The 20758-nt window shown below is 41.4% G+C and carries 23 protein-coding genes and 2 pseudogenes; 16 read left to right on the top strand and 9 right to left on the bottom strand.

Annotated features, from left to right (window positions below; all coding sequences use genetic code 11):
* Positions 1-67: 67 nt before the first annotated feature.
* From HWQ58_RS02600 to HWQ58_RS02580, 5 genes and pseudogenes are all read left to right on the top strand, one after another.
* Positions 68-802, top strand: a pseudogene (locus tag HWQ58_RS02600) (efflux RND transporter permease subunit); the annotation flags it as partial.
* A gap of 237 nt (positions 803-1039) precedes the next feature.
* On the top strand, positions 1040-1267 hold the full coding sequence (locus HWQ58_RS02595; RefSeq protein WP_292857347.1) for a hypothetical protein: 228 nt from the start codon (positions 1040-1042) through the stop codon (positions 1265-1267).
* Between the two features lie 50 nt (positions 1268-1317).
* Positions 1318-1548, top strand: coding sequence for a hypothetical protein (locus HWQ58_RS02590; RefSeq protein ID WP_292857344.1), 231 nt, complete (start codon positions 1318-1320; stop codon positions 1546-1548).
* A gap of 96 nt (positions 1549-1644) precedes the next feature.
* A complete protein-coding gene (locus HWQ58_RS02585) occupies positions 1645-2448 on the top strand; it encodes a TIGR01548 family HAD-type hydrolase (protein ID WP_292857342.1) in 804 nt (267 codons plus the stop codon).
* An 86-nt stretch (positions 2449-2534) separates the two neighbouring features.
* Positions 2535-3923 (top strand): cytochrome P450, encoded by a 1389-nt coding sequence (locus HWQ58_RS02580; protein ID WP_292857339.1) that lies wholly within the window; start codon positions 2535-2537, stop codon positions 3921-3923.
* Positions 3924-3981: 58 nt separating this feature from the next.
* Here HWQ58_RS02580 and HWQ58_RS02575 read toward each other — a convergent pair whose 3' ends face one another.
* A complete protein-coding gene (locus HWQ58_RS02575) occupies positions 3982-4785 on the bottom strand; it encodes a tetratricopeptide repeat protein (protein ID WP_292857336.1) in 804 nt (267 codons plus the stop codon).
* Positions 4786-4860: 75 nt separating this feature from the next.
* On the opposite strand from HWQ58_RS02575, the gene HWQ58_RS02570 reads away from it, so the two are divergent.
* A complete protein-coding gene (locus tag HWQ58_RS02570) occupies positions 4861-5133 on the top strand; it encodes a hypothetical protein (RefSeq protein ID WP_292857332.1) in 273 nt (90 codons plus the stop codon).
* Here HWQ58_RS02570 and ruvB read toward each other — a convergent pair whose 3' ends face one another.
* The gene (ruvB, locus tag HWQ58_RS02565; RefSeq protein WP_292857330.1) at positions 5134-6234 is read right to left on the bottom strand and encodes a Holliday junction branch migration DNA helicase RuvB; all 1101 of its coding nucleotides are present in this window, start codon (positions 6232-6234) and stop codon (positions 5134-5136) included. It lies immediately after the preceding gene.
* Positions 6235-6520: 286 nt separating this feature from the next.
* Here ruvB and hisF point away from each other — a divergent pair, with 286 nt between their 5' ends.
* The 3 genes and pseudogenes from hisF to HWQ58_RS02550 form a co-directional block, all read left to right on the top strand.
* Positions 6521-7294 carry an imidazole glycerol phosphate synthase subunit HisF gene (hisF, locus tag HWQ58_RS02560; RefSeq protein ID WP_292857328.1) on the top strand — a complete coding sequence of 258 codons (774 nt, stop codon included), beginning with the start codon at positions 6521-6523 and terminating at the stop codon, positions 7292-7294.
* Between the two features lie 99 nt (positions 7295-7393).
* Positions 7394-7585 carry a hypothetical protein gene (locus HWQ58_RS02555; RefSeq protein WP_094348875.1) on the top strand — a complete coding sequence of 64 codons (192 nt, stop codon included), beginning with the start codon at positions 7394-7396 and terminating at the stop codon, positions 7583-7585.
* A gap of 302 nt (positions 7586-7887) precedes the next feature.
* Positions 7888-7983, top strand: a pseudogene (locus HWQ58_RS02550) (IS5/IS1182 family transposase); the annotation flags it as partial.
* A gap of 71 nt (positions 7984-8054) precedes the next feature.
* On the opposite strand, the gene HWQ58_RS02545 reads toward HWQ58_RS02550, so the two are convergent.
* Positions 8055-9536, bottom strand: a complete 1482-nt coding sequence (locus HWQ58_RS02545) for a GTP-binding protein (protein ID WP_292857325.1) — start codon at positions 9534-9536, stop codon at positions 8055-8057.
* Positions 9537-9769: 233 nt separating this feature from the next.
* On the opposite strand from HWQ58_RS02545, the gene tpiA reads away from it, so the two are divergent.
* Both tpiA and folP read left to right on the top strand, forming a co-directional pair.
* Positions 9770-10501, top strand: coding sequence for a triose-phosphate isomerase (tpiA, locus tag HWQ58_RS02540; RefSeq protein WP_292857350.1), 732 nt, complete (start codon positions 9770-9772; stop codon positions 10499-10501).
* Between the two features lie 52 nt (positions 10502-10553).
* A complete protein-coding gene (gene folP / locus HWQ58_RS02535; RefSeq protein WP_292857322.1) occupies positions 10554-11414 on the top strand; it encodes a dihydropteroate synthase in 861 nt (286 codons plus the stop codon).
* Here the strand turns inward: folP and HWQ58_RS02530 are convergent.
* Entirely contained in the window at positions 11411-12256 is an 846-nt protein-coding gene (locus tag HWQ58_RS02530) for an SPFH domain-containing protein (RefSeq protein WP_292857319.1), read from the bottom strand. The two genes, folP and HWQ58_RS02530, sit on opposite strands and share 4 nt — an antisense overlap.
* Before the next feature lie 376 nt (positions 12257-12632).
* Here HWQ58_RS02530 and HWQ58_RS02525 point away from each other — a divergent pair, with 376 nt between their 5' ends.
* Both HWQ58_RS02525 and rpsU read left to right on the top strand, forming a co-directional pair.
* Complete coding sequence (locus HWQ58_RS02525; RefSeq protein ID WP_292857316.1) at positions 12633-12977, top strand: hypothetical protein; 345 nt, start codon at positions 12633-12635, stop codon at positions 12975-12977.
* A gap of 292 nt (positions 12978-13269) precedes the next feature.
* On the top strand, positions 13270-13449 hold the full coding sequence (gene rpsU, locus HWQ58_RS02520; protein ID WP_069073049.1) for a 30S ribosomal protein S21: 180 nt from the start codon (positions 13270-13272) through the stop codon (positions 13447-13449).
* Between the two features lie 271 nt (positions 13450-13720).
* Here the strand turns inward: rpsU and pth are convergent, their stop codons facing one another.
* Positions 13721-14362, bottom strand: coding sequence for an aminoacyl-tRNA hydrolase (gene pth, locus HWQ58_RS02515; protein WP_292857313.1), 642 nt, complete (start codon positions 14360-14362; stop codon positions 13721-13723).
* Between the two features lie 30 nt (positions 14363-14392).
* A complete protein-coding gene (locus tag HWQ58_RS02510) occupies positions 14393-14665 on the bottom strand; it encodes a TatA/E family twin arginine-targeting protein translocase (protein WP_292857310.1) in 273 nt (90 codons plus the stop codon).
* A 110-nt stretch (positions 14666-14775) separates the two neighbouring features.
* On the opposite strand from HWQ58_RS02510, the gene HWQ58_RS02505 reads away from it, so the two are divergent.
* The 3 genes from HWQ58_RS02505 (at position 14776) to HWQ58_RS02495 (ending at position 18004) form a co-directional block, all read left to right on the top strand.
* Positions 14776-15327: an IS982 family transposase gene (locus tag HWQ58_RS02505; RefSeq protein ID WP_292857307.1), complete on the top strand. Its 552-nt coding sequence runs from the start codon at positions 14776-14778 to the stop codon at positions 15325-15327.
* A 322-nt stretch (positions 15328-15649) separates the two neighbouring features.
* Positions 15650-16987: a hypothetical protein gene (locus HWQ58_RS02500; protein ID WP_292857305.1), complete on the top strand. Its 1338-nt coding sequence runs from the start codon at positions 15650-15652 to the stop codon at positions 16985-16987.
* A gap of 66 nt (positions 16988-17053) precedes the next feature.
* A complete protein-coding gene (locus HWQ58_RS02495) occupies positions 17054-18004 on the top strand; it encodes a hypothetical protein (RefSeq protein WP_292857302.1) in 951 nt (316 codons plus the stop codon).
* A 59-nt stretch (positions 18005-18063) separates the two neighbouring features.
* On the opposite strand, the gene HWQ58_RS02490 is transcribed toward HWQ58_RS02495, so the two are convergent.
* The 3 genes from HWQ58_RS02490 to HWQ58_RS02480 all read right to left on the bottom strand — a co-directional run bounded on the left by HWQ58_RS02490 (position 18064) and on the right by HWQ58_RS02480 (position 20713).
* A complete protein-coding gene (locus tag HWQ58_RS02490; protein WP_292857299.1) occupies positions 18064-18642 on the bottom strand; it encodes a hypothetical protein in 579 nt (192 codons plus the stop codon).
* A gap of 160 nt (positions 18643-18802) precedes the next feature.
* Positions 18803-20362, bottom strand: coding sequence for a GMC family oxidoreductase N-terminal domain-containing protein (locus HWQ58_RS02485; RefSeq protein ID WP_292857296.1), 1560 nt, complete (start codon positions 20360-20362; stop codon positions 18803-18805).
* 228 nt (positions 20363-20590) lie between these two features.
* Positions 20591-20713, bottom strand: a complete 123-nt coding sequence (locus tag HWQ58_RS02480; RefSeq protein ID WP_292857293.1) for a hypothetical protein — start codon at positions 20711-20713, stop codon at positions 20591-20593.
* Between the last annotated feature and the right edge of the window lie 45 nt (positions 20714-20758).

Below are 20758 nucleotides of genomic sequence, written 5' to 3'. Positions count from 1 at the left end.
TGCTAGATGCAAGTTTTCAGCTTACCTGCTTTGTATACCAATTAGATAGCTAGGGGGCAGTGCTGCCCCTGGTTACAGTTCTGGGCAAGCAATTGCGGCAATGCAGCAGACCTTTAAAGAGATTGAGCAGCCCGGTTTAGGTTATGACTGGACAGGACTTTCCAGAGAAGAAACCAAATCTGGCGGACAAGCGATCGTGCTGTTTGGTTTCGGTATTGTAGTCGTGTTTCTGATTTTAGCGGCTCAGTACGAAAATTATATCGACCCGATCATCATTTTGCTGACCGTGCCGTTTGCAGTTCTCGGTGCGATGGTGTTTATCTCATTTAGAGGGTTAGTCAACGATTTGTACTGTCAGGTGGCATTGGTAATGCTGATTGGTTTGGCGAGTAAGAACGCAATTTTGATTGTAGAATTTGCCAACCATTCGCGGGAGCAGGGCATGACGATCGCTCAAGCCGCGCTCCATGCTGTTGAACAACGGTTCCGCCCGATTTTAATGACCACAATCGCCGCCCTGTGTGGGTTCCTTCCTTTATTGCTGGCATCGCGGGCAGGTGCAGCCAGCCGTTTGTCCCTTGGTACGGCGGTGTTTGGCGGCTTATTGGTCTCCGTCATTTTCAGCCTGCTCTTAGTGCCTGTCCTTTATGTGGTGATCAAAAATCTTACAGAGTTTGCCTCTAAAGGTAGACATCCCAAGCCACCCCAATCGCCTGAACCTACTCCATCTGTGGATTTAGCCTCTTTGAATGAAAAGAGTCAAGGAACAGTCGTCAAGTCTCAGGGAGATGCCCCTGCTTAACTGCTTGAGAGCGGCGTACCACACCCTTATTTCTTGAAAGCAGTTGGAATGCGATCGCTCTCAAGCTTGACTTCCAATACCATTTCTTTGTAAAGCTGCGCCAACCCTTTTAACTTCTTTGCGTCCTTCTCCCAAGGGGAGACGCTAACGCGAATGCGGTTCGTTTTCTTCCTTGTACTTAAATCTGGTTTAGCGCACCTTCATACAGAATTAGCATAAACCTCTTTTTATACAACTATGAAACCTGGGAATTTCTTACCCCTCAATCCTAACTTTTCTAAACTCAATAATTGGGTTAATCAAATCTCTTTAAAAAGATTAGATATTGCTTATAATGCGGCAGTTGCCATTAAAGAGATTGAAAAAAGCATTTTAACAGTAAAAGCATTTCGTCCGATGCAAATAAAGGAAAAATTATTAATGATTATTTCCGAGTTCAGCTTCAGCGTCAGCTTGCTAATGTGAGGTTTAATTTAGCCAAATTTAAACTGGGAAGTTTTTGGATAAATCACAAATTGTCCAAAGAGACTAGCGAATTTCCAGAAATAGAATCTCTAATTTTAGAGAAACTTTCATTCATTGAATCAGTGGTTTCAAAGTATCGTCAGTCTGCCGATGCCCTCAATTCATCTGTGGCTCAAGAGATAGGAGATATGCCTTCTCCAAATCCTTTGACTGCTCCAAATCAAACGTTGGAAATTACTCCAAAATTGATTCAGACGACAAACAATGTTGATTCAGAATAAACTGGGATAAATCAACTGATTAACACAATATTCTGCTATTTATGAAAGGATGAATACATAGGCAAGATAAAAATAAAACTCTTTTCCTCTCTACCCATGAATCAACCAACTTCTGCAAAAGCGATCGTTGTTTTCGATATTGATGGCGTTGTGCGCGACGTTAGCGGTTCCTATCGCCGGGCGATCGCAGATACCGTAGAACATTTTACTACCCAAGCATATCGGCCAACCCCACTGGATATTGACCAACTAAAGTCTGAAGGCGTGTGGAATAACGATTGGGAAGCATCGCAAGAATTAATTTACCGCTACTTTGAAACCCAACAACAGAGCCGAGAGCAACTGCAACTAGATTACAATGCGATCATTGCTTTTTTTCAATCTCGCTACCGCGGCCCAGACCCAAATAATTTTACTGGGTATATCTGTAATGAACCTTTATTATTACAACCTAGCTATTTAGAACAACTTACCCAAGCGGGGATTCCTTGGGGATTTTTTAGCGGTGCAACTCGTGGTTCAGCTAACTACATTTTGGAAAAGCGTCTGGGCTTAGAATCTCCAGTGTTGATTGCGATGGAAGATGCGCCAGGTAAACCTGACCCCACTGGACTTTTTGCTACAGTTCGTGAATTAGAAAATGGAATTGAGCAAAAATCAGCGATCGTATACGTAGGAGATACGGTAGCAGATATGTATACCGTTGAGAAGGCACGGGGTCTAGATTCTGCTCGCACTTGGATTGGAGTAGGAGTTTTACCACCCCACGTCCAGGAAACAGCAGCCCGTAGTGATGCATACAGTGAGACACTAATAGCAGCAGGAGCAGCAGTAGTTTTGCGTAATGTGCAAGAATTAACCCCAAGGCAGATTCAAGAATTGGTAAGTTCATCTGCTTAATCTGTGTTCTAAGATTAATCAAGCTATACCTGGATGAATAACTAGCTGATAACAATCTTGCTCCAATTATTGGGAGATAAATAAAAATGTCTGCACTTAAACTGCCTAACGGCCCTCAAACTCACCCTTGGGTACAGACGTATCAATGGCTTACTAACCCATTGGAATACATGGAAGACTGTGCTAAAAGCTATGGTGATATGTTTACTCTCCGAATTGGCCCAGTTTTTACTCCTCAAGTCTTTATTAGCAATCCCCAGGCGATTCAGCAGATTTTTACCATCGATCCAAAACAGTTAGATTCTGGTGCAGCAGCAGGTTTAGGAACGCCTTTATTGGGGCAAAATTCTCTACTATCCTTAGAAGCAAAACCTCATCAGCGCCAGCGAAAACTGCTGACACCTCCTCTACATGGGGAAAGAATGCAGGCTTATGGTGATTTAATCTGTAAGATCGCCAAGCAAGTAACTAGCGAGTGGCCAGTTGGGGAAAGCTTTACAGTCTTGCCATCCATGCAAGAAATCTCCTTTCAAGTGATTTTGAAGGCTGTATTTGGTCTAAAGGACGGAGTTCGTTATGAAAAACTCAAAGAAATCCTGATTGCTATCCTGAATCCAAAAAGACCTATTTTGCGGGCAATACTGCTGTTTTTCCCCTTATTACGACAGGATTTAGGGCCTCGCAGTCCTTGGGGCAGTTATCTACGTTTGCGGCAGGAAATGGACGATCTGATCTATGCTGAAATTCAAGAAAGGCGATCGCTTGCTGACCAATCTCGAAGTGATATTCTGTCTTTAATGATGGCGGCTCGTGATGAAGCAGGAGAGCCGATGACAGACTTGGAATTACGTGATGAATTGATGACTTTGTTGGTTGCAGGTCATGAAACTACGGCTAGTTCTTTGGCATGGGCGCTGTACTGGATTCATCATCAGCCTGAAGTCCGTGAAAAACTGGTGCAAGAACTGGATAGCCTAAGTGAGAACAAAGACCCAAACGCCATTTTCCGATTACCTTATTTGAATGCAGTTTGTTCGGAAACAATGCGCCTATATCCGGTGGCAATGTTGGGATTAAATCGATTGGTTAAATCACCTTTAGAAATTGCAGGCTACAAATTTGACCCTGGTACTATATTGGTTCCTTGTATTTATTTGAGCCATCATCGAGAAGATTTATACCCCAATTCAAAGCAGTTTCAGCCAGAGCGGTTTCTAGAACGACAATTTACTCCATTTGAATATTTGCCTTTTGGTGGTGGGAATCGTCGCTGTATTGGTATGGCATTTGCCCTGTTTGAAATGAAACTGGTATTGGCAACTATACTATCTGATTGGCAAATGAAACTAGCTGATACAAAGCCAGTACTGCCAGTTCGGAAAAGTTTCCTGTTAGCACCAGGCGGTGGTGTACCAATGGTGGTAACTGGAAAGCGTCAGCAAAATCAGCGAGTTCTTGAGACTAACTCAGTGTAGAAAGTTTCACAATCAGATGGGAGCGATCGCTTCGCTTCCCCTTTGATTTACCTGCTAATTACTGAATTTTCAAGAATTTATCCAAAGCTGTAACTAGGCTGGGAGGCCAACGACGGATATTTTTTACCCAGTCGATATCCTTATAGCGGCTATCAAGTCCATAAGCTGCTACCCAGTTGCTTTCTGCTTCACCTTGTTCTCCATTTACCCAATATGCAGCAGTGAGGGCAGCACGTACATCAGCAAATTTGGAGTATTTACGGGCGATATTTCGCATCTCGCGGATTGCTTGCTCTTTTTGACCAGTTTCATAAAGAGCGAGAGCGTAGTTAGCACGGGCGAAGGCAAAATTCGGGGCTATCTCATTAGATTTTTTGTAATCTGCGATCGCCGAATCCCATTTTCCCAAACCTGCTGTGGCATTACCGCGATTGTTATACGCCATCGCATCGTTAGGATCGAGTTCTAGAACGCGATTATAATCTGCGATCGCCGAATCCCATTTTCCCATTCCTTCCAACGCCGCGCCCCGATTCAAGTAAGGATCGGTGACATTCGGCGCTAATTCTATTGCTTTGTTATAATCTGCCAACGCCTCTTGTAACTTATTCTGGCTCACCCGCGAATTTCCCCGATTACTCCACGCCCCCGCATTCGTGGGAAATTGCTCAATAATCTTTGTCCAGTAAGTTTCAGCCGTCGCAAAGTCACCTTGATTCGTAGCTATAAACGCTTGATTTGCCCACTCATCACCTTGTTTTAACTGTTCTTGAGTAATGGGCGCTTGAGATTGTGCCATGACTGGAGTAGCCCAGCCAAACACAAGTAACAGACTGAGAAAAATACCAATCAACTTAATCATCTAGGTTTACCTAATTTGTCATTTGTCATTTGTCATTTGTCATTTGTCATTTGTCATTGAGCATGGGGCAGAGGAATGGAGTTCAAAGACTCATTAATGGAGTTCAAAGACTCATTAAAGGAGTTCAAAAACTCATTAAAGGAGTTCAAAGGCTCATTAATGAAGTTCAAAGACTCATTAAAGGAGTTCAAAGGCTCATTAAAGGAGATCAAAGGCTCATTAAAGGAGTTCAAAGGCTCATTAAAGGAGATCAAAGACTCATTAAAGGAGTTCAAAGGCTCATTAATGGAGTTTAAAGATTCATTTAGGAGTAATCAATGCCCAATGCCCAATGCCCAATGCCCATAATTACAATAATGACAACTGTTCATTAGGCGGCGTAAATCCCAAATGCTTATATGCTGCCTTTGTCGCCATCCTACCGCGATGAGTCCGAGTTAAATACCCAATCTGCATGAGATAAGGTTCGTACACCTCTTCAATTGTTTGAGTATCTTCACCCGTTGCTGCTGCCATTGTTTCTAACCCCACTGGGCCACCGTTAAATTGTTCAATTATTACACTCAACATCTGGCGGTCTGTCCAATCTAAACCGCAAGGATCTACTTGGAATAGTTGCAATGCCTCGGATGCAATGTTTTCATTAATATCCCCCGATAATTTTACTTCCGCATAATCACGTACCCGCTTAAGTAACCTATTGGCAATACGTGGTGTTCCGCGTGAACGACGGGCAATTTCTGTAGCACCATCTTCTGTAATGGGGGTTTTGAGTAATTGAGCGGTTCGCAGTACAATTTTAGTCAGTTCGTCAACTTCGTAAAATCGGAGTTTTTGAATTAAACCAAAGCGATCGCGCAGTGGTGAAGTTAAAGCACCGACACGAGTTGTAGCCCCGACTAAGGTAAACTTTGACAGCGGCAAACTTCTGATGCGAGCGCTGGAACCTTTACCAATGGTAATATCTAAGCGATAATCTTCCATTGCTGGATAGAGAATTTCCTCAGTCATCCGCGAGAGGCGATGAATTTCATCCACAAATAAAATATCCCCTGGTTTCATGTTTACCAGTAGCCCGACAATATCTCGTGGACGTTCTAAGGCTGGCGCACTAGTAATTTTGTAATTTACTCCCATTTCCGATGCTAAAATCATTGCCATTGTGGTTTTGCCCAATCCTGGCGGGCCATACAGCAGTAAATGATCCAACACCTCACCACGAGATTTGGCTGCTTTAATGGCAATATCTAGCACATCCTTTAAATCTTTTTGCCCAATGTAATCAGCAAATCTGTGTGGTCGAATACCTTCTTCTTGCTGTTCTTGCTCATCAATAGCAGCTTCAGGCTTCAAAATATTTTCTGTGGATGGTGCTTTCGCCGACTCTCGACGCTGCTTTGGTTCTCCGTTAGGGTCTGGAGGCTGTTTTTTCGAGGAGATTATCGCCATAATTCAGCTATCTACTTTTAAGGGACTAGGGAGTGGGACTAAGGAGTGGGAGTGGGGAGTGGGGAGTAGGGGTGGGGAGTGGGGGAGGCAGGGGGAGCAGAGGGAGATGAGGGGAACAAGGGTGAATTATTGAACAAGTCTCTCCCTTATCTCCCCCCTCTTCCTTGTCTACCTTGTCTCTTCTCAATGCCCCATGCCCAATACCCATGAAAATTTTCGTTTGAGAATACCCGCGCCAATTTAAAATTTAAATTCCGGTCAATTACCCAGAAGTACAAAAGTTATTATGTTATCTAAAAGAATCTTACCGTGCTTAGATGTGAAGGCGGGACGGGTTGTAAAAGGAGTTAACTTTGTTAATCTCCAAGATGCAGGCGATCCGGTAGAACTGGCCAAGGTTTACAACGAAGCCGGTGCTGATGAGTTAGTATTTCTGGATATTACAGCTACTCATGAAGACCGAGCTACAATTTTAGATGTGGTCTACCGCACTGCTGAACAGGTCTTTATTCCATTGACTGTAGGTGGTGGCATTCAATCCTTAGAAAATGTTAAAGCTTTGTTACGAGCTGGCGCAGATAAGGTTAGTATTAATTCTGCGGCAGTGCGGGAACCAGACTTGATTAATCAGGCAAGCGATCGCTTTGGTAATCAGTGCATAGTTGTTGCTATTGATGCCAGACGCAGAAATAACCCGGAAAATCCAGGTTGGGATGTGTATGTGCGGGGTGGCAGAGAAAATACAGGCTTAGATGCCCTATTGTGGGCACAGGAAGTTGAAAAACGGGGGGCCGGAGAACTGCTAGTCACAAGTATGGATGCTGATGGAACCCAAGCTGGGTATGACATTGAAATCACACGGGCGATTGCCAATGCTGTAGAAATTCCAGTTATTGCTTCTGGTGGTGCAGGTAATTGTGAACATATCTACACTGCCCTAACTGAAGGCAAAGCTGAAGCTGCATTACTCGCGTCACTGTTACATTACGGACAATTAAGCGTAGCAGAAATTAAAAGTTACTTGCGCGATCGCAACGTGCCAGTCAGAACATTCTGTTGATCCACCATTTCTCATTTAATGACATCCATCTAAGGTTAGACACACTTCCTAAAAAGGGTGTTAATATTATTTTACAAGTATTAACAAATATTAAAAAATATGTTGCTTCCTATTTTACTTTTTGATGTAGCCTTAGTAGCGTGGTCGCTGCACTTAATGGAAAAAGCTTACGAGAGTAAAGAATTTTCTCTAATGTTGGCTGGTACATTGGTTGCTCTGGCTGCTGCTGCCATGTTAGTAGTTTACTTTTTGATGGGGCATTGTATGACCTATTTGTTGCAAGTATCCTAGAAAGTGCTGAGTGCGAAAGGAGGTATTTAAAATTTAGTTTCCAGAAAAAGTTTGACAAAGTAATATTAACAATTTAAAATTCACGCATTCAAAATTCAAACATTTTAGACATTTTCAGACGGGGATTTAAACCCCGACTGAAAATGATTTGGAGGCGGAGTGGCTCCGACTCCGCGCTACCTGTAGAGGTAGGGGTCTTAAACCCTTTGATTTACGATAATTAAGCGATTATACATAATTTATTTTAAGGGGTTATAGTGCAGTTGGTAGCACATTGGTACATTTACAATTTAGATGTCGCTAATCGATTTCGGCGTTTGAGTAAGGATTATGAGTTTTACACAGAGCTAAGTAAAGCAATGATTTATGGCTCATTGATTGGTCTGATGGTAAAGTGAATGGCACCTTAAGCTTTTCTTGACGAATCAGTTCTAAGGATAAATATGACTAACCAAACCTTATTTATGCATCACTTTTTGAGTTTTACTTTGTGGAGTAATTCATCTTTAATCCGGTTAAGAATTGAAGTCTCATCCAAGTTTGCCAAAATCCGATTAATCACTGCTTTCGGCCCATCAGGTCCCCAAGTTGCGCCATTGGCTAAATAAACTTTGGTAACCTGTCCAATACCGTAAGAGGAAACACCAGCTACTCCTCCTTGGGTAATTGCCACCGATATATAAGGGCCTAGCACAATGCCACCCGTAGCTGTTGCAGATATTCCAAGTAAAGTTTTTAATCCACTCAAGCCTAAATTTGCTAACAATTCACTAGCACCAATGCCGCCCATACTCAGGGCGATTTTTTGTAGCAATTGTACAGCCCCAGCTTCGGTCATGGAGAAGCCATAGAGTTTAGATAAACCCAAAATCAGAGAAATATCAATTACCACACTACTAAGAATATCTACCACAGTTACAGGATTAAGTGCGATCGCTAATGCTTTAGTCATCACAGCCTTCCAAATCAACTGATTGGCATTCTGTTCCCGAATCATCAGTTTTCGTTCTATCAACTGCTCATTTACGATATCGGCATAAAGCATGGTATTTAGAGCAACCAAGGCTTTACCCTCACGATGCAGAATCTCCAATATTTTCAGCTTCAGTTCCTCAACCTGGGCATTACCTGTACGTAACTGTATGCCCCTAGTACCATCAGGGCGACGACTCGCCGTCTTCACCAATGGCGATGCCGCAGCCATAACAATTTCTAAAGGTGTGAGTAATTCCCGCACCCTTTCATCCCGAATTTTGTGATAAATTGCCATCCGGTCTGCTTCTGGATACTGATCTACTTTGTTAAACACCAAAATGATCGGTTTACCTGCTTCCCGCAACTGAGAAAGGGCGGTGTATTCCAGCTTTGTCATATCACCAGAGATCACAAACAGAATCAAATCCGCTTGTTTGGCAATCTGTTCAGCTAAGGCGGCGCGGGTTGCACCATCTACTTCATCTAACCCAGGAGTGTCAATTAATTCCACCTGGGATTGACCTACACTAGGGAGAGTGACTCGCAAAGCACGTTCAGTTTCCCCAATCATCTCCTCGCTAATACTCCAATTAACTGTTTGTGCAGCACGGGTGACACCGTGCAGCGGCCCAGTTTCAAATACCGTTTGCCCAACCAAAGCATTGAGTAGCGAAGACTTACCACGTCCCACCATACCAAAAGTCGCAATCTGCACTACCATGCGGTCTAACTTTCCCAGCATGGTTTCCAACTCAGCAATTTCTGTCTCTAACCCGGTTTTTTCCTGGGCAGTAAGGTCGAGATTGGCTACCAAGTTTCGCAAAGCTGTTTGTGCTTGTTTATAGTTCAGTTCTGTCTGAATGTCTTCAAAACTGAAAATGGCACTATCCAGTTCTTCCTCCCAGCTGAGAGAATTTGCGTCAGTGTTAGCAGAATCGCTTTGATGAGGTTCAGGCACGGGCAATGTGGAAGTCATATCAATTTGAGATTTGAAATTTGGGATTTTTAAATTAGCCCTGTCTCTTATCCTAGTTATTTTTAACAGAGGTTTGGGTATTGGGGACTGGGGACTAGGCTTTTCTTCACTAATAACCAATGACTAATGACCAATGACTAATGACTAATGACTAATGACTAATGGCTAACAAAAAGTCATAAACTGAAAAATGCATCTAAATATAACGCGTTAGGATCTTGACTAAATTACCTGTGCGGAAAATCGTTATTGCCGGCAACTGGAAAATGTTCAAAACCCAGGCAGAGACCCAGGAATTTTTACAAGGATTTCTGCCCCACTTAGAGGAAACCCCCCAAGGGCGAGAAGTGATATTGTGTCCTCCTTTCACTGATTTAAGCGTTTTGTCCAAGACTTTGCACGGTAGCCTCATCCAACTGGGGGCACAAAATATCCATTGGGAAGAATATGGAGCCTATACGGGTGAGATTTCTGCCCCAATGCTGACAGAAAGTGGTGTGCGCTTTGTGATTGTCGGTCATAGCGAACGACGGCAATATTTTGCAGAAACAGACGCCACCGTTAATCTGCGCCTCCGAACTGCTCAAAGGTTTGGTTTGACTCCAATTCTCTGTGTTGGCGAAAGCAAACAACAACGAGATGCGGGAGAAACTGAATCTCTGATTACTCTCCAACTCGACAAAGCCTTGGTAGATATCGATCAAGATAATTTGGTGATTGCCTACGAACCGATTTGGGCGATTGGCACTGGTGACACTTGTGAAGTAGCGGAAGCTAATCGAATAATTGGCTTAATTCGCAGCCAGTTGACTAATCCGAATGTATCAATTCAATATGGCGGTTCAGTCAAGCCGAATAATATTGATGAGATTATGGCTCAACCAGAAATTGATGGTGTTCTCGTGGGAGGAGCAAGTCTAGAACCTGAAAGTTTCGCTCGGATTGTGAATTTTCAATCAGTGTGATGTGCTTTTTTTTCGTTCCCATGCAGAGCATGGGAATGCCTAATGTAGATTTATGCCAAGGAACTTGATAATTAGAGGACGCTGTTTCGATTGGGGACAGCGGACTTATTTGATGGGCATTTTAAATGTAACGCCTGATAGCTTTAGTGATGGGGGTGAGTTTAACACTTCCTCTGCCGCTTTAGTACAGGCGCAAGCACTGGTGGCTGCTGGTGCTGACATCATTGATGTGGGCGGTCAATCAACTCGACCAGGGGCAAAGCAAATAACTCTGAGGGAGGAACTTGACCGGGTACTATCGGTATTACAGGTGCTAAGACCAGAGATTTCAGTCCCGATTTCTGTAGATACAACCCGTGCTGCTGTAGCCCAGGCATCTGTAGAAGCTGGAGCGGATATTATTAATGATATTTCTGGCGGCACTTTTGACTCAGAAATGTTGGCAACAGTCGCAGAGTTAGGTGTGCCGATGATTTTAATGCACATCCGGGGAACACCACAAACAATGCAACAACAGACTGATTATCAAGATTTGCTCGGTGAGATTTCTAGTTTTTTGGCTCGGCAAATTCAGGCAGCAACTACTGCAGGCATTGACCTGGATAAAATTATTATTGATCCTGGTATTGGTTTTGCTAAAAACTATAAGCAAAATTTAGAAATTTTTCGCGGCTTGCGATCGCTGACAACACTCAACTGCCCTATCTTAGTAGGAGCATCTCGTAAAAGTTTCATTGGTCGGATTTTAAATCAACCAGATCCTAAAGCACGAGTTTGGGGAACGGCAGCAGCTTGTTGTGCTGCTATTTTTAATGGCGCTGATATCCTCCGAATTCACGATGTTCAAGAAATGCGCGATGTTTCATTAGTAGCCGATGCTCTACTGAGACAAGCCGCACAAGGTAATTGTTAAGTATTACCGTTTTCGAATTTTTTGCCGTTACCTTCTTGATTTTCTCCTGGGTGGGCTATTAACTCCTGAAACATTTCACTTGAGTTAGCTGGGTCTACAAAGACAATTTTGGCATTACTGCTCTCACCAAGTTTTTGGCTAGCATCTACGTAATCTTGGGCTACAAGATACCGCAGAATGTCCCTACTGTCAGGATTGGAACGTAGAGCTTGAGAAATGATTTGCACTGAAGCCATAGTTCCTTCTGCTTTCTTAATCGCAGCTTCCTTTTCCCCTTCTGCTTCGGTAATCAGTGCCCGTTTTTTGATGACGGCGGCTTGTTCCTCTTCCCTAGACTTTCGGACACTCTCAGGTAGAGTAATTCTCTGAATATCTAACCGGAGAATATCAACTCCCCAATCTGCCGTTACACTATTCAACTGGTCTAAGATCGCTGAGTCCATCTCCGCTCTAGAGACGTTGGTCTGCTCTAGGGTATTCTGAGCAATGATTTCTCGCAGCGTGGTTGTGGTTATCTGTGTCAATGCCCCTTGCAGATCCTCAATCGCGTAAAAACTTCTCTCAATATCTCGAATCCGCCAGTATACAATAGCGTCCACTTCTACGTAAATATTATCTTGGGTGATCACATTCTGAGGTTTGATGTCTAAAAACTGCTCTCGTGTAGTATCTTCCATCACAATCTGATCGACCAAGGGAACAATAAAGTTCAGCCCCGGCTTAAGTTTCCGATGATACCGCCCTAAGCGTTCGACTAACGCTTCATTTCCTTGATTAATCAGTTTTGCAGAACCTAATGCATAACCTATAAGGGCTAAAACTATAGCAATAATTGGCTCCATGTATGCTCCTATTCAGCTTTGGGGAGAATTTAATGTCAAAGATATGCTACTAGCTTGTCATATCTTTGAGTTTAATGTTTTGAGTCTGTAATTTTATCAACATCAGCAGCGATATGGATGGAGTCGCTGCATGTTTTGTACATATTCTGTAGGTTTTTGCAGAATGCGATCGCTATTAAAGCACCTTGATAAAACGCTGGCAAGAACTAATTGATGTAATCAACATTACTTGTACTGACATTTTCAGAGAGTCTGGATTTTTATTCAGTATATATACGTAAAATAAATTAAATTTGGGTAAAATTTTGCACAATTTCAAAAACCCCACTATAATCGGATAAAAATTGGCTTGGGCCATTAAAAATATCAAAATATTATGGGCAGGTTGTTAATCAAACTTATAGGTTTAATTCTACTTTTGACAGGATTATACTTTTTTGGTCAAAACATCATATTTGTTAGCGGTTACTATTCATATTTTTACCGTAGCTTACCTGCTACAGCTTCAGTTTTAGCAACGATGATAGGTATATTTGCATTAGTCTTTTTTCAAAGAGAAACTGGTAACTTGGGATGGATTTTTCTCGGCATTGGCATAGTACTAGTTTTCTTAAGCGGTGGAGTTATTCTAAAGCCAACTAGCTTATGGAATTTCATAATTGCTTTTACAGCATTAGCATCTGGATATAAATTACTAAATGAGGACAGAATCAACTTTTAAAATCTGTTTTCATCATGTATCTTAGTAACTAAGATTACATTATTCCCCAGTTCAGAGTACAGTCAGAAAAAATTAGTATTATATTTTTCCCATCTTCTCTATTGCTTCTGAGAGTGCATTAGGGCACTTAGATTAACTTTTAGTTAAGTAACGATTTTACGAGATACAAGCACACATAACCCACCTCAACCGGACGAATAGCCTCTTAATCATGACTTTAACTCAAAGGGGTTTTACTAAGGTTGAGGGTAATATTAGAATGGAAACTATTGATGATGAGGAAAAGGGAAGAATGACCCAGGTGGTTCTAGGAGAGAACGAAGGAATAGACTCAGCTTTGCGTCGGTTTAAACGCCAGGTTTCCAAAGCTGGGATATTAGCTGATGTGAAATATCATCGGCACTTTGAAACACCGATAGAAAAACGCAAACGTAAGGCAGTGGCAGCTAGACGCACAAGACGTTTTAAATAAACCTATTTGGTGTGATACCGGCGTTGCTTGAGGTTATGACCGAAAACAGGCAATAGCGCTTGCGCCATTTATTGATATAAACATTAAGCAAAGTCTGCCGCACCGCTAATTAGGGTGTAGATGAGTTACTTTTCCTATACGTAGACAGCGTTAGAGACTTTATCTTGGTTAGATGGAGCAAGCTAAAATCGCTGCCCATCAACCAAAATAAGCGTCTTTAAACATCGGTTAGCTTTCTTTAATCAGCTGATAGGACAGTATTCATCCAGCCCTAAAACTCAGAATTATTAATGGTGCGGCTATTACAAACATTCATCGCCTTTTCTACTCCCTGTTTGAGGCTTAGTTCAATACACTCAACTACGAACTGAAATACAAGAGACATCTGCTGATTTTCGGCAGCAGAAAATCGCCCCAGTACATGGGAGATAGCACCGGAATCATCGTTATTAGCTGCATCTTTGGGTTTACCAATACCGATTCGCAAACGGGGAAAGTTTTGGCTACTAAGATGTGCGATCGCACTTTTCATGCCGTTATGTCCCCCTGCCGAACCAGATAAACGCAAACGAGTTTTTCCCAAGGGCAAATCCATATCGTCATAAATCACCAACACTGACTCAGGCGGCAATTTATACCAACTTGTCACCGCTTGTATTGCTTGTCCTGAGCGATTCATATAAGTTAACGGCTTTAGCAAGCGAATCTTACCTCCACCTGGGACGATACCCTCGCCATACTCACCCTGAAACTTGCGGTTTTCTGTTAAGGAAATGCGCCAAGAACGGGAGAGAGCTTCTAAAGCTGCAAAACCGATATTATGGCGTGTTTGGTCGTACTTAGCTTCTGGATTCCCTAACCCGACAATTAGCTGGGGAATTACCAAAGCTGGTTGCGTAACAGCTTCTGTCATTTTGCCTACAGTCAATTGATATGCAGCATCCTAGCTAGATTGGGAAGAACTAGCGGTATCCTGCTCAGATTTAGCAGGGTGGATTTGCTTAGGTTCCAATTCAGCAGTAGTTTTGACAGTTTCTTCTAACTGTTCTGCTTCTTTTTGAAACTCGTTTTGAAACTCCTTGGAAGCTTCTTGAAAACTACGAATTGTTTTGCCTACACTCCGACCAATTTCTGGCAGCTTCTTTGGGCCAAAGATTAACAATGCTACTACCATAATTACAGCCATTTCCGGCAGACCGATACCAAATATATTCATTTTTGTCTCCGATAAACTCTAAAACCACTACATAGACTCACATATTTATGTAGTCTACTCAATAATCGCCTATTATAGAAAGCGATCGCCCCACAAGCGAGTGATGCCTTATGTGTCTGACAATCAAAGACACTGAGTATCTTTTAGACTCACTTCCTGTACCAATGTGTGATAATATTCGGATTTTTCACGTCAAGTTAATAAAGTCCGAGGAATACAGGGGTTACATTGCCTCTAAAAAACGCTATTTCTATGGGGTGAGAGTTCAGCTATTAACCACAAAAAATGGTATTCCGGTTGAATTTGTATTTATGCCTGGTAGTGCTTCGGATGTGCGTGGGTTAAACGCTCTACCACTAAATTTACCAGCCAGCAGTGAAGTATATAGTGATGCAGCATACACGGATTATCATGCTGAAGATGACCTTTGCGACTCATCTGAGATTAAGTTGAAAGTAATGCGGAAAAAGAACTCTAAACGTCAGGATGAGCCGTGGAATCAGTATCTCAAGCAGTGTACTCGACATTATATTGAAACGGTATTTAGTAGCATCACCTCTGTCTTTCCAAAGTCAATCCATGCAGTGACTTATAAAGGGTTTTTACTGAAGTTAGAAGCATTCATTTTTGCTTTGACTTTGAAACAAGCATTTATTGAATAAGTAAAATATAATGCTTTAATTTAATCCAGTATTTATGTTTTGGAGTTAGTTGAAGTAGCGGTTGCGCGACGCGCAACCGCTACCTCGTCGTCAACGATCGCACGACTATTCAAGTGCAAAGTACCCACACCTTGATAACCCGCAACTTGGGTTACTACATTATCTAAATCAGTACAACATGATAGCGGCAGGCAATGTAATTCTCTTCTATCATGTCTAGTAAAAATGCAATATTTTATACAAATGGGTTATGATGGCTTATCAAATATCGAAAACTGCCAAGCCAACGTCACAGGCAGTCGCTTCTTGAGGCTTTCAGGATATGAAAACTGGTTTCTTTGCTTATAGTGGTCAACCAAATTCAGTAGGTGAATCAGTTGAAGAGGCAATTAAGTTAATTAATGACTCTCAAGTTGCTTTTTTAAAATCTTGGAAGAGTGATGCTATCAACGGCAAGCTTATCGTTGATGAAGTAACTAGAGCTATCGATGAATCTGACTATTTTTGTGCTGAGCTAACTGGTTTTAGTGATAATGTCCTCTTTGAACTTGGTTACGCAATAGCAAAGAATAAATTTATATTTTTAATATTGGATCATTCACATAATGAGTCTGTAAGGCGATATAAGGAACTTTCATGTCTTACAACGACTGGTTATAAAAAGTACATCAATAGCTTTGAAATTGTAGAAGCTTTCACTTCCTACATTTCAAATTCAAATTCTCAACCAAAGCAAAGACAAAAACGAACTAAAGGTTTTAAACCTCTACTCTTCCTCAAAAACCAATTTAATACTCCATACAGTCAAGTTATCGCACGCAAAATTGAAGACTCAAAAATTCCCTGTATTGTTGATGACCCATCGGAAAGTAAAGTACAGCCTATCAACTGGTATTTAGAACACTTAAGTACAGCAGTCTTGGTAGAATTCTCTGCAACATCTCGTAGAGAATATGAGCTTCAAAATTCAAAATGTTCACTTATTGCTGGATTGGCTTTTGGATACGGTCTAGACCTTTTAATGGTAGCAGAAGAACCTTATGAAGTGCCTATTGATTATAGGGATCTCTTGATTACCTATAATAATAAGCAAAGATGTGAAGAGATAGTTTCTGAGTTCTTAGCACCTTTGAATGGTAAAATTTTGGAACTTTTGTCTCAACAGAATATTAGTCGAACAATCAGAAAGAAAACAACAGAACTTCAGCAAATTAGTTTTGGTGAATTTCTTGCAGAGCACGAAAGTAAAGAATTACACAATTATTATGTTGAAACATTTAATATACAAACGTTAATCAAAAAAGATTACAACATAGTAATTGGAAGAAAAGGAACAGGAAAAACAGCAACACTATATTATTTAAAGAGTCTCTTAGAAGGAGATACTAGAAATCACGTTTGTTTGATTAAGCCTGACAACGTTGAAATAGACGCGCTAGTAAAAATATTGCAAGTTCCTTCAGAAGAATATGAGAGAAGTTATCTGGTTGAAACTGTATGGAAGCTCTTAATCTACACTGAAGTGGCACAATCAATTTATCACAAAATCACCTCAAAAGCATCCTATGCAGTTTCTCCTGCCGAAACTGCATTTAAAGAATTCGTTGAAAAGAATAGTGATATTATTCTAAAAGACTTTTCTGAAAGATTAGAAGAATAATTAGAAAATATTCGTCAAGCAAACATAATTAATAAAGGAGAAAAAATTGCTGACTTTAAAATCAAGTTGGCTGAGTTAATGCATCAGGAAACTCTAGCCAAAATAAGAAATCATTTGTCAGAGTTATTTCATAAAGATGGAAAAATTTTTGTACTTATTGATAACTTAGATAAGTCTTGGAAAAAGAATAACAAATTAGCGATTCAAAGTGAATGGATTTTAGGACTGCTGAGTGTTACAGAAAAAATTGTCAAAGATTTATCGTCCTTTAGAGTTAAAGGACAACAGAAACGTATAGATTTTCATCTGACCATCTTTTTAAGAAGCGACATATTTAGATATATACTTGATTGGGCAAGGGAGGCAGACAAAGTAGAATATACAAACCTTCTCCACTTAGGAGACAGAGAGGTTTTATTTAGAATAATAGAGCAAAGGTTTGTTGAGTTAAGTAACGACCAACCACTTCCAGAAAATTTATGGAATAAATATATTATTAGAACCGTAGATGAAGTACCTGTAAAAGACTACATTTACGATAAACTCGTCCCTCGTCCTAGAGATATGATTTATTTGCTTAAAAATGCACTTGAAAATGCTATTTCTAGAGGTCATATAATTATCGATGAAGAAGATTTAAAATTAGCGTTTAGTAATTATTCTGCCTGGGTTGTTACATCAATGATGGTTGAAAACGGCATCACTTTGGATCAGCTTAAAGAGTTCCTTTACAAGTTGGTTGGTGAGCCACAAATAATTGATAGAGAGATTTTATATTTAGTTATGTCTGATATGAATCTCTCTCAATCAGAGGAGAATTTAGACAAGCTATTAGACAAATTAATTGAGCATTTATCCACATTATCTATTATCGGAAAGGAAGTTTCTAAGGACGATTTTGAGTTTGAGTATGCTTTTGATAGCAAAGATATAATTAATGCAAAATCAAAAAAATTAGGGTCAAACCGATATAAGATTCACAATGCTCTGGTTCCATATCTTAATCTTAACAGCTAATTTTAATAGATTTTCTACTACACTGTTTGTGAAGCTAGCTGTAGCTCAAATCTTGTTCGTTAAGGATTTACTATCTTGATAAGTGCATAGACAAATAAACACAGGTAAGGAATAGCAATAATTATAGGAATATACTGTTCAGCAGAGGTCAAGCGTAGGTAGCGTCTCCTATGCTTATCTTCTTTAAGAACTTTCCATTCTCTGTCATAACATGGGAAGGGTAGGTGAGTTTCCATTTCATGGATGACTTTGAATTTCAGAGAATTAAGCTGTTTATAAGAATTGATGTTTGCAGCCCAAGCAAAGCAAAGGCATAATCCTAGTATTGCCACTGTAAGAAGGACAAAACTCTGTGGGCCTTGAAACAAGTCTTTGTTGCTTGTAATAGACAGTAAAGCTAACAAAGCAGATAGTATAGATATGTAAAAACTTCCTATCTGAACTCTTCTTGAACTTACTCTATCTGCCATTTCAACGTAGAGTTTATATTGCTCTAAAAGATGAATGTTAAATTCGCTTCCATAACTTTCTTTTAAAGAAATATCTATGTCCTTATTTGCTGAATTTGTACCAACAGATGATTGCGTACTTTGCTCAGATGCTATTTCGACTCCATTATCAAGCTGCTTGTCCCGCATTTCTCAACTCCAAATCCTGCTTTGATGCAGTAAACCTAAAATAATTAATAATACTGTCTAATATAACCGTAGGCTTTCTCAAATAACTCCTTGCATCGCCCCTCTTATTACAGCTTCAGAACGGTTTTCTTCATTCTCTTCAAACCTTGCTACATAAGCCTTACGTATAGTGTTTCTTCAGAGTTACTTGCTGTGAAACGCGAAGAGCGGCTTTAATTAAATCGGCTGCTTTTTCGCCGATCATAATTGTCGGCGCGTTCGTATGTCCCGTGATTAAAGTTGGCATAATTGAGGCATCGACAACACGCAACCCCTTAACCCCATGTACCCGTAGTTCGGGGTCTACAACCGCCATTGGGTCAGTTCCCATTTTGCAGGTGCCGATAGGATGATACACAGTACTGCAAACTTCTCGGATGTATGCAACGAGTGCTTCATCGCTAGTCACATCGGCACCAGGCGCAACTTCTCTGCCTCGAAACTCATCAAAGGCACTAGTATGAAACAATTTGCGTGTTAATTTAATTCCGTCAACTAGCTTTTGCACATCGGATTGATTTTGCAGATAGTTCAGCCAAATCATTGGTGTATCTTTGGGATCAGATGAACGCAAACTGATACTGCCAATGTTTTGGGGATGAGCCAAAACGATTATACCCGTGAAACCGAAACCAGAGTTGGGATAGCCAGGAGGTACCCTCAAAATGGGAGCGAAAATCAGCTCTAAATCTGGCGCAGTGTCTAGATGACCCTCGCTATGCAAAAACAATCCAGTTTCAGCAATTCCATTACTGTGTAAATCCTGAGTTGCCTCGTATGGCACAGAAACGCAAATGTGGTCTTGGAGGTTTTGTCCAACACCTGGTAAATCAACAACGACCGGAATTCCCATTGCTTGCAGGTACTCTGCATCACCAATGCCGGAAAGCATCAGCAGTTTGGGCGAATCGAACGCGCCAGCACTTAAAATCACCTCTTTGTTGACCCTGACTTGGTGCAGTATGCTCTCATGCAGATATTCCACCCCAACAGTGCAAGTTCCCTCAAAAAGCAACCGAGTCACTAACGCTCCAGTCATTGTTGTCAAATTGGGACGCTTGAGAATTGGCACCAAGAATGCAGCAGCAGTACTGTGTCGTTTCCCGTCTTTGATAGTCACCTGAAAAGGTCCCACACCTGACTGCTGCATTCCGTTGAAATCAGGATTTTCGTCATAACCCAGTGCCACACATGCATCTACAAATCGTTGGGATATTGCAGATGGGGAAATGACATCGGTCACGCTCAACTCGCCATCTATACCGTGGTATTCGGAAATACCTCGTTCTTGGTTCTCAGATTTTTTGAAATAGGGCAATATATCCTGGTAACTCCAACCGGGATTCCCCAATTCCCTCCAGTGGTTATAATCGTGATAATTGCCTCGAATATAAGTCATGAAATTAATCGAACTGCTGCCGCCCAAGACTTTGCCACGGGGACAAAAGATTTTGCGGTTATTGAGGTAGGGTTCTGGTTCAGAGAAATAGCCCCAGTCCACCTCGGAGCCTGGTAGGTTTGTACATTCCGACGGGATTTGAATCTCCGGTTTTGTATCCTCTTTGCCTGCTTCGAGTAACAACACAGTGGTTTCAAGTTCTTGTGTCAGACGGTTGGCGACAACGCAGCCTGCTGAACCTGCACCAATCACAATGTAGTCATATTGGTTTTTAATTACCATTCCCCTGAATCAAGAACGTTTTGCTGTGTAATATCATTTATCCAATACCACAATTACTCCCGACTTTCAAGAGCAGCTTTGAGAGCGTGTATTGCTCAACCTCTGATTTCATTAGGGGTGTAAGGGTGTAAGGGTTTAAGGGTGTAAGGTGTTGGACGGGGATTGAGACCAAAGGACTTCACGGTTGCCCCAAGGGGCAGGGCTAAAGACTCATGCGGGTGGTTGGGGCTAGATATCCCCTACCACCATGCAACCCCACACCCCCACACCCGCCCCAACGGGGCTTGGTAACACCAATTCAAGTTTTTGAAACTTGTTTCCAGTTTCTGCAATAGATTTTCGGCGTTGCATAAATGCGGGATGAATCACTCAAATACAGGTATTTTGCTATACTTC

The sequence above is a fragment of the Nostoc sp. LPT genome (genome assembly GCF_017115165.1).
Taxonomy (GTDB): Bacteria; Cyanobacteriota; Cyanobacteriia; order Cyanobacteriales; family Nostocaceae; genus Nostoc.
Note: the sequence above shows the minus strand (reverse complement) of the source record. Positions and strands in the feature narration are given on the sequence as shown.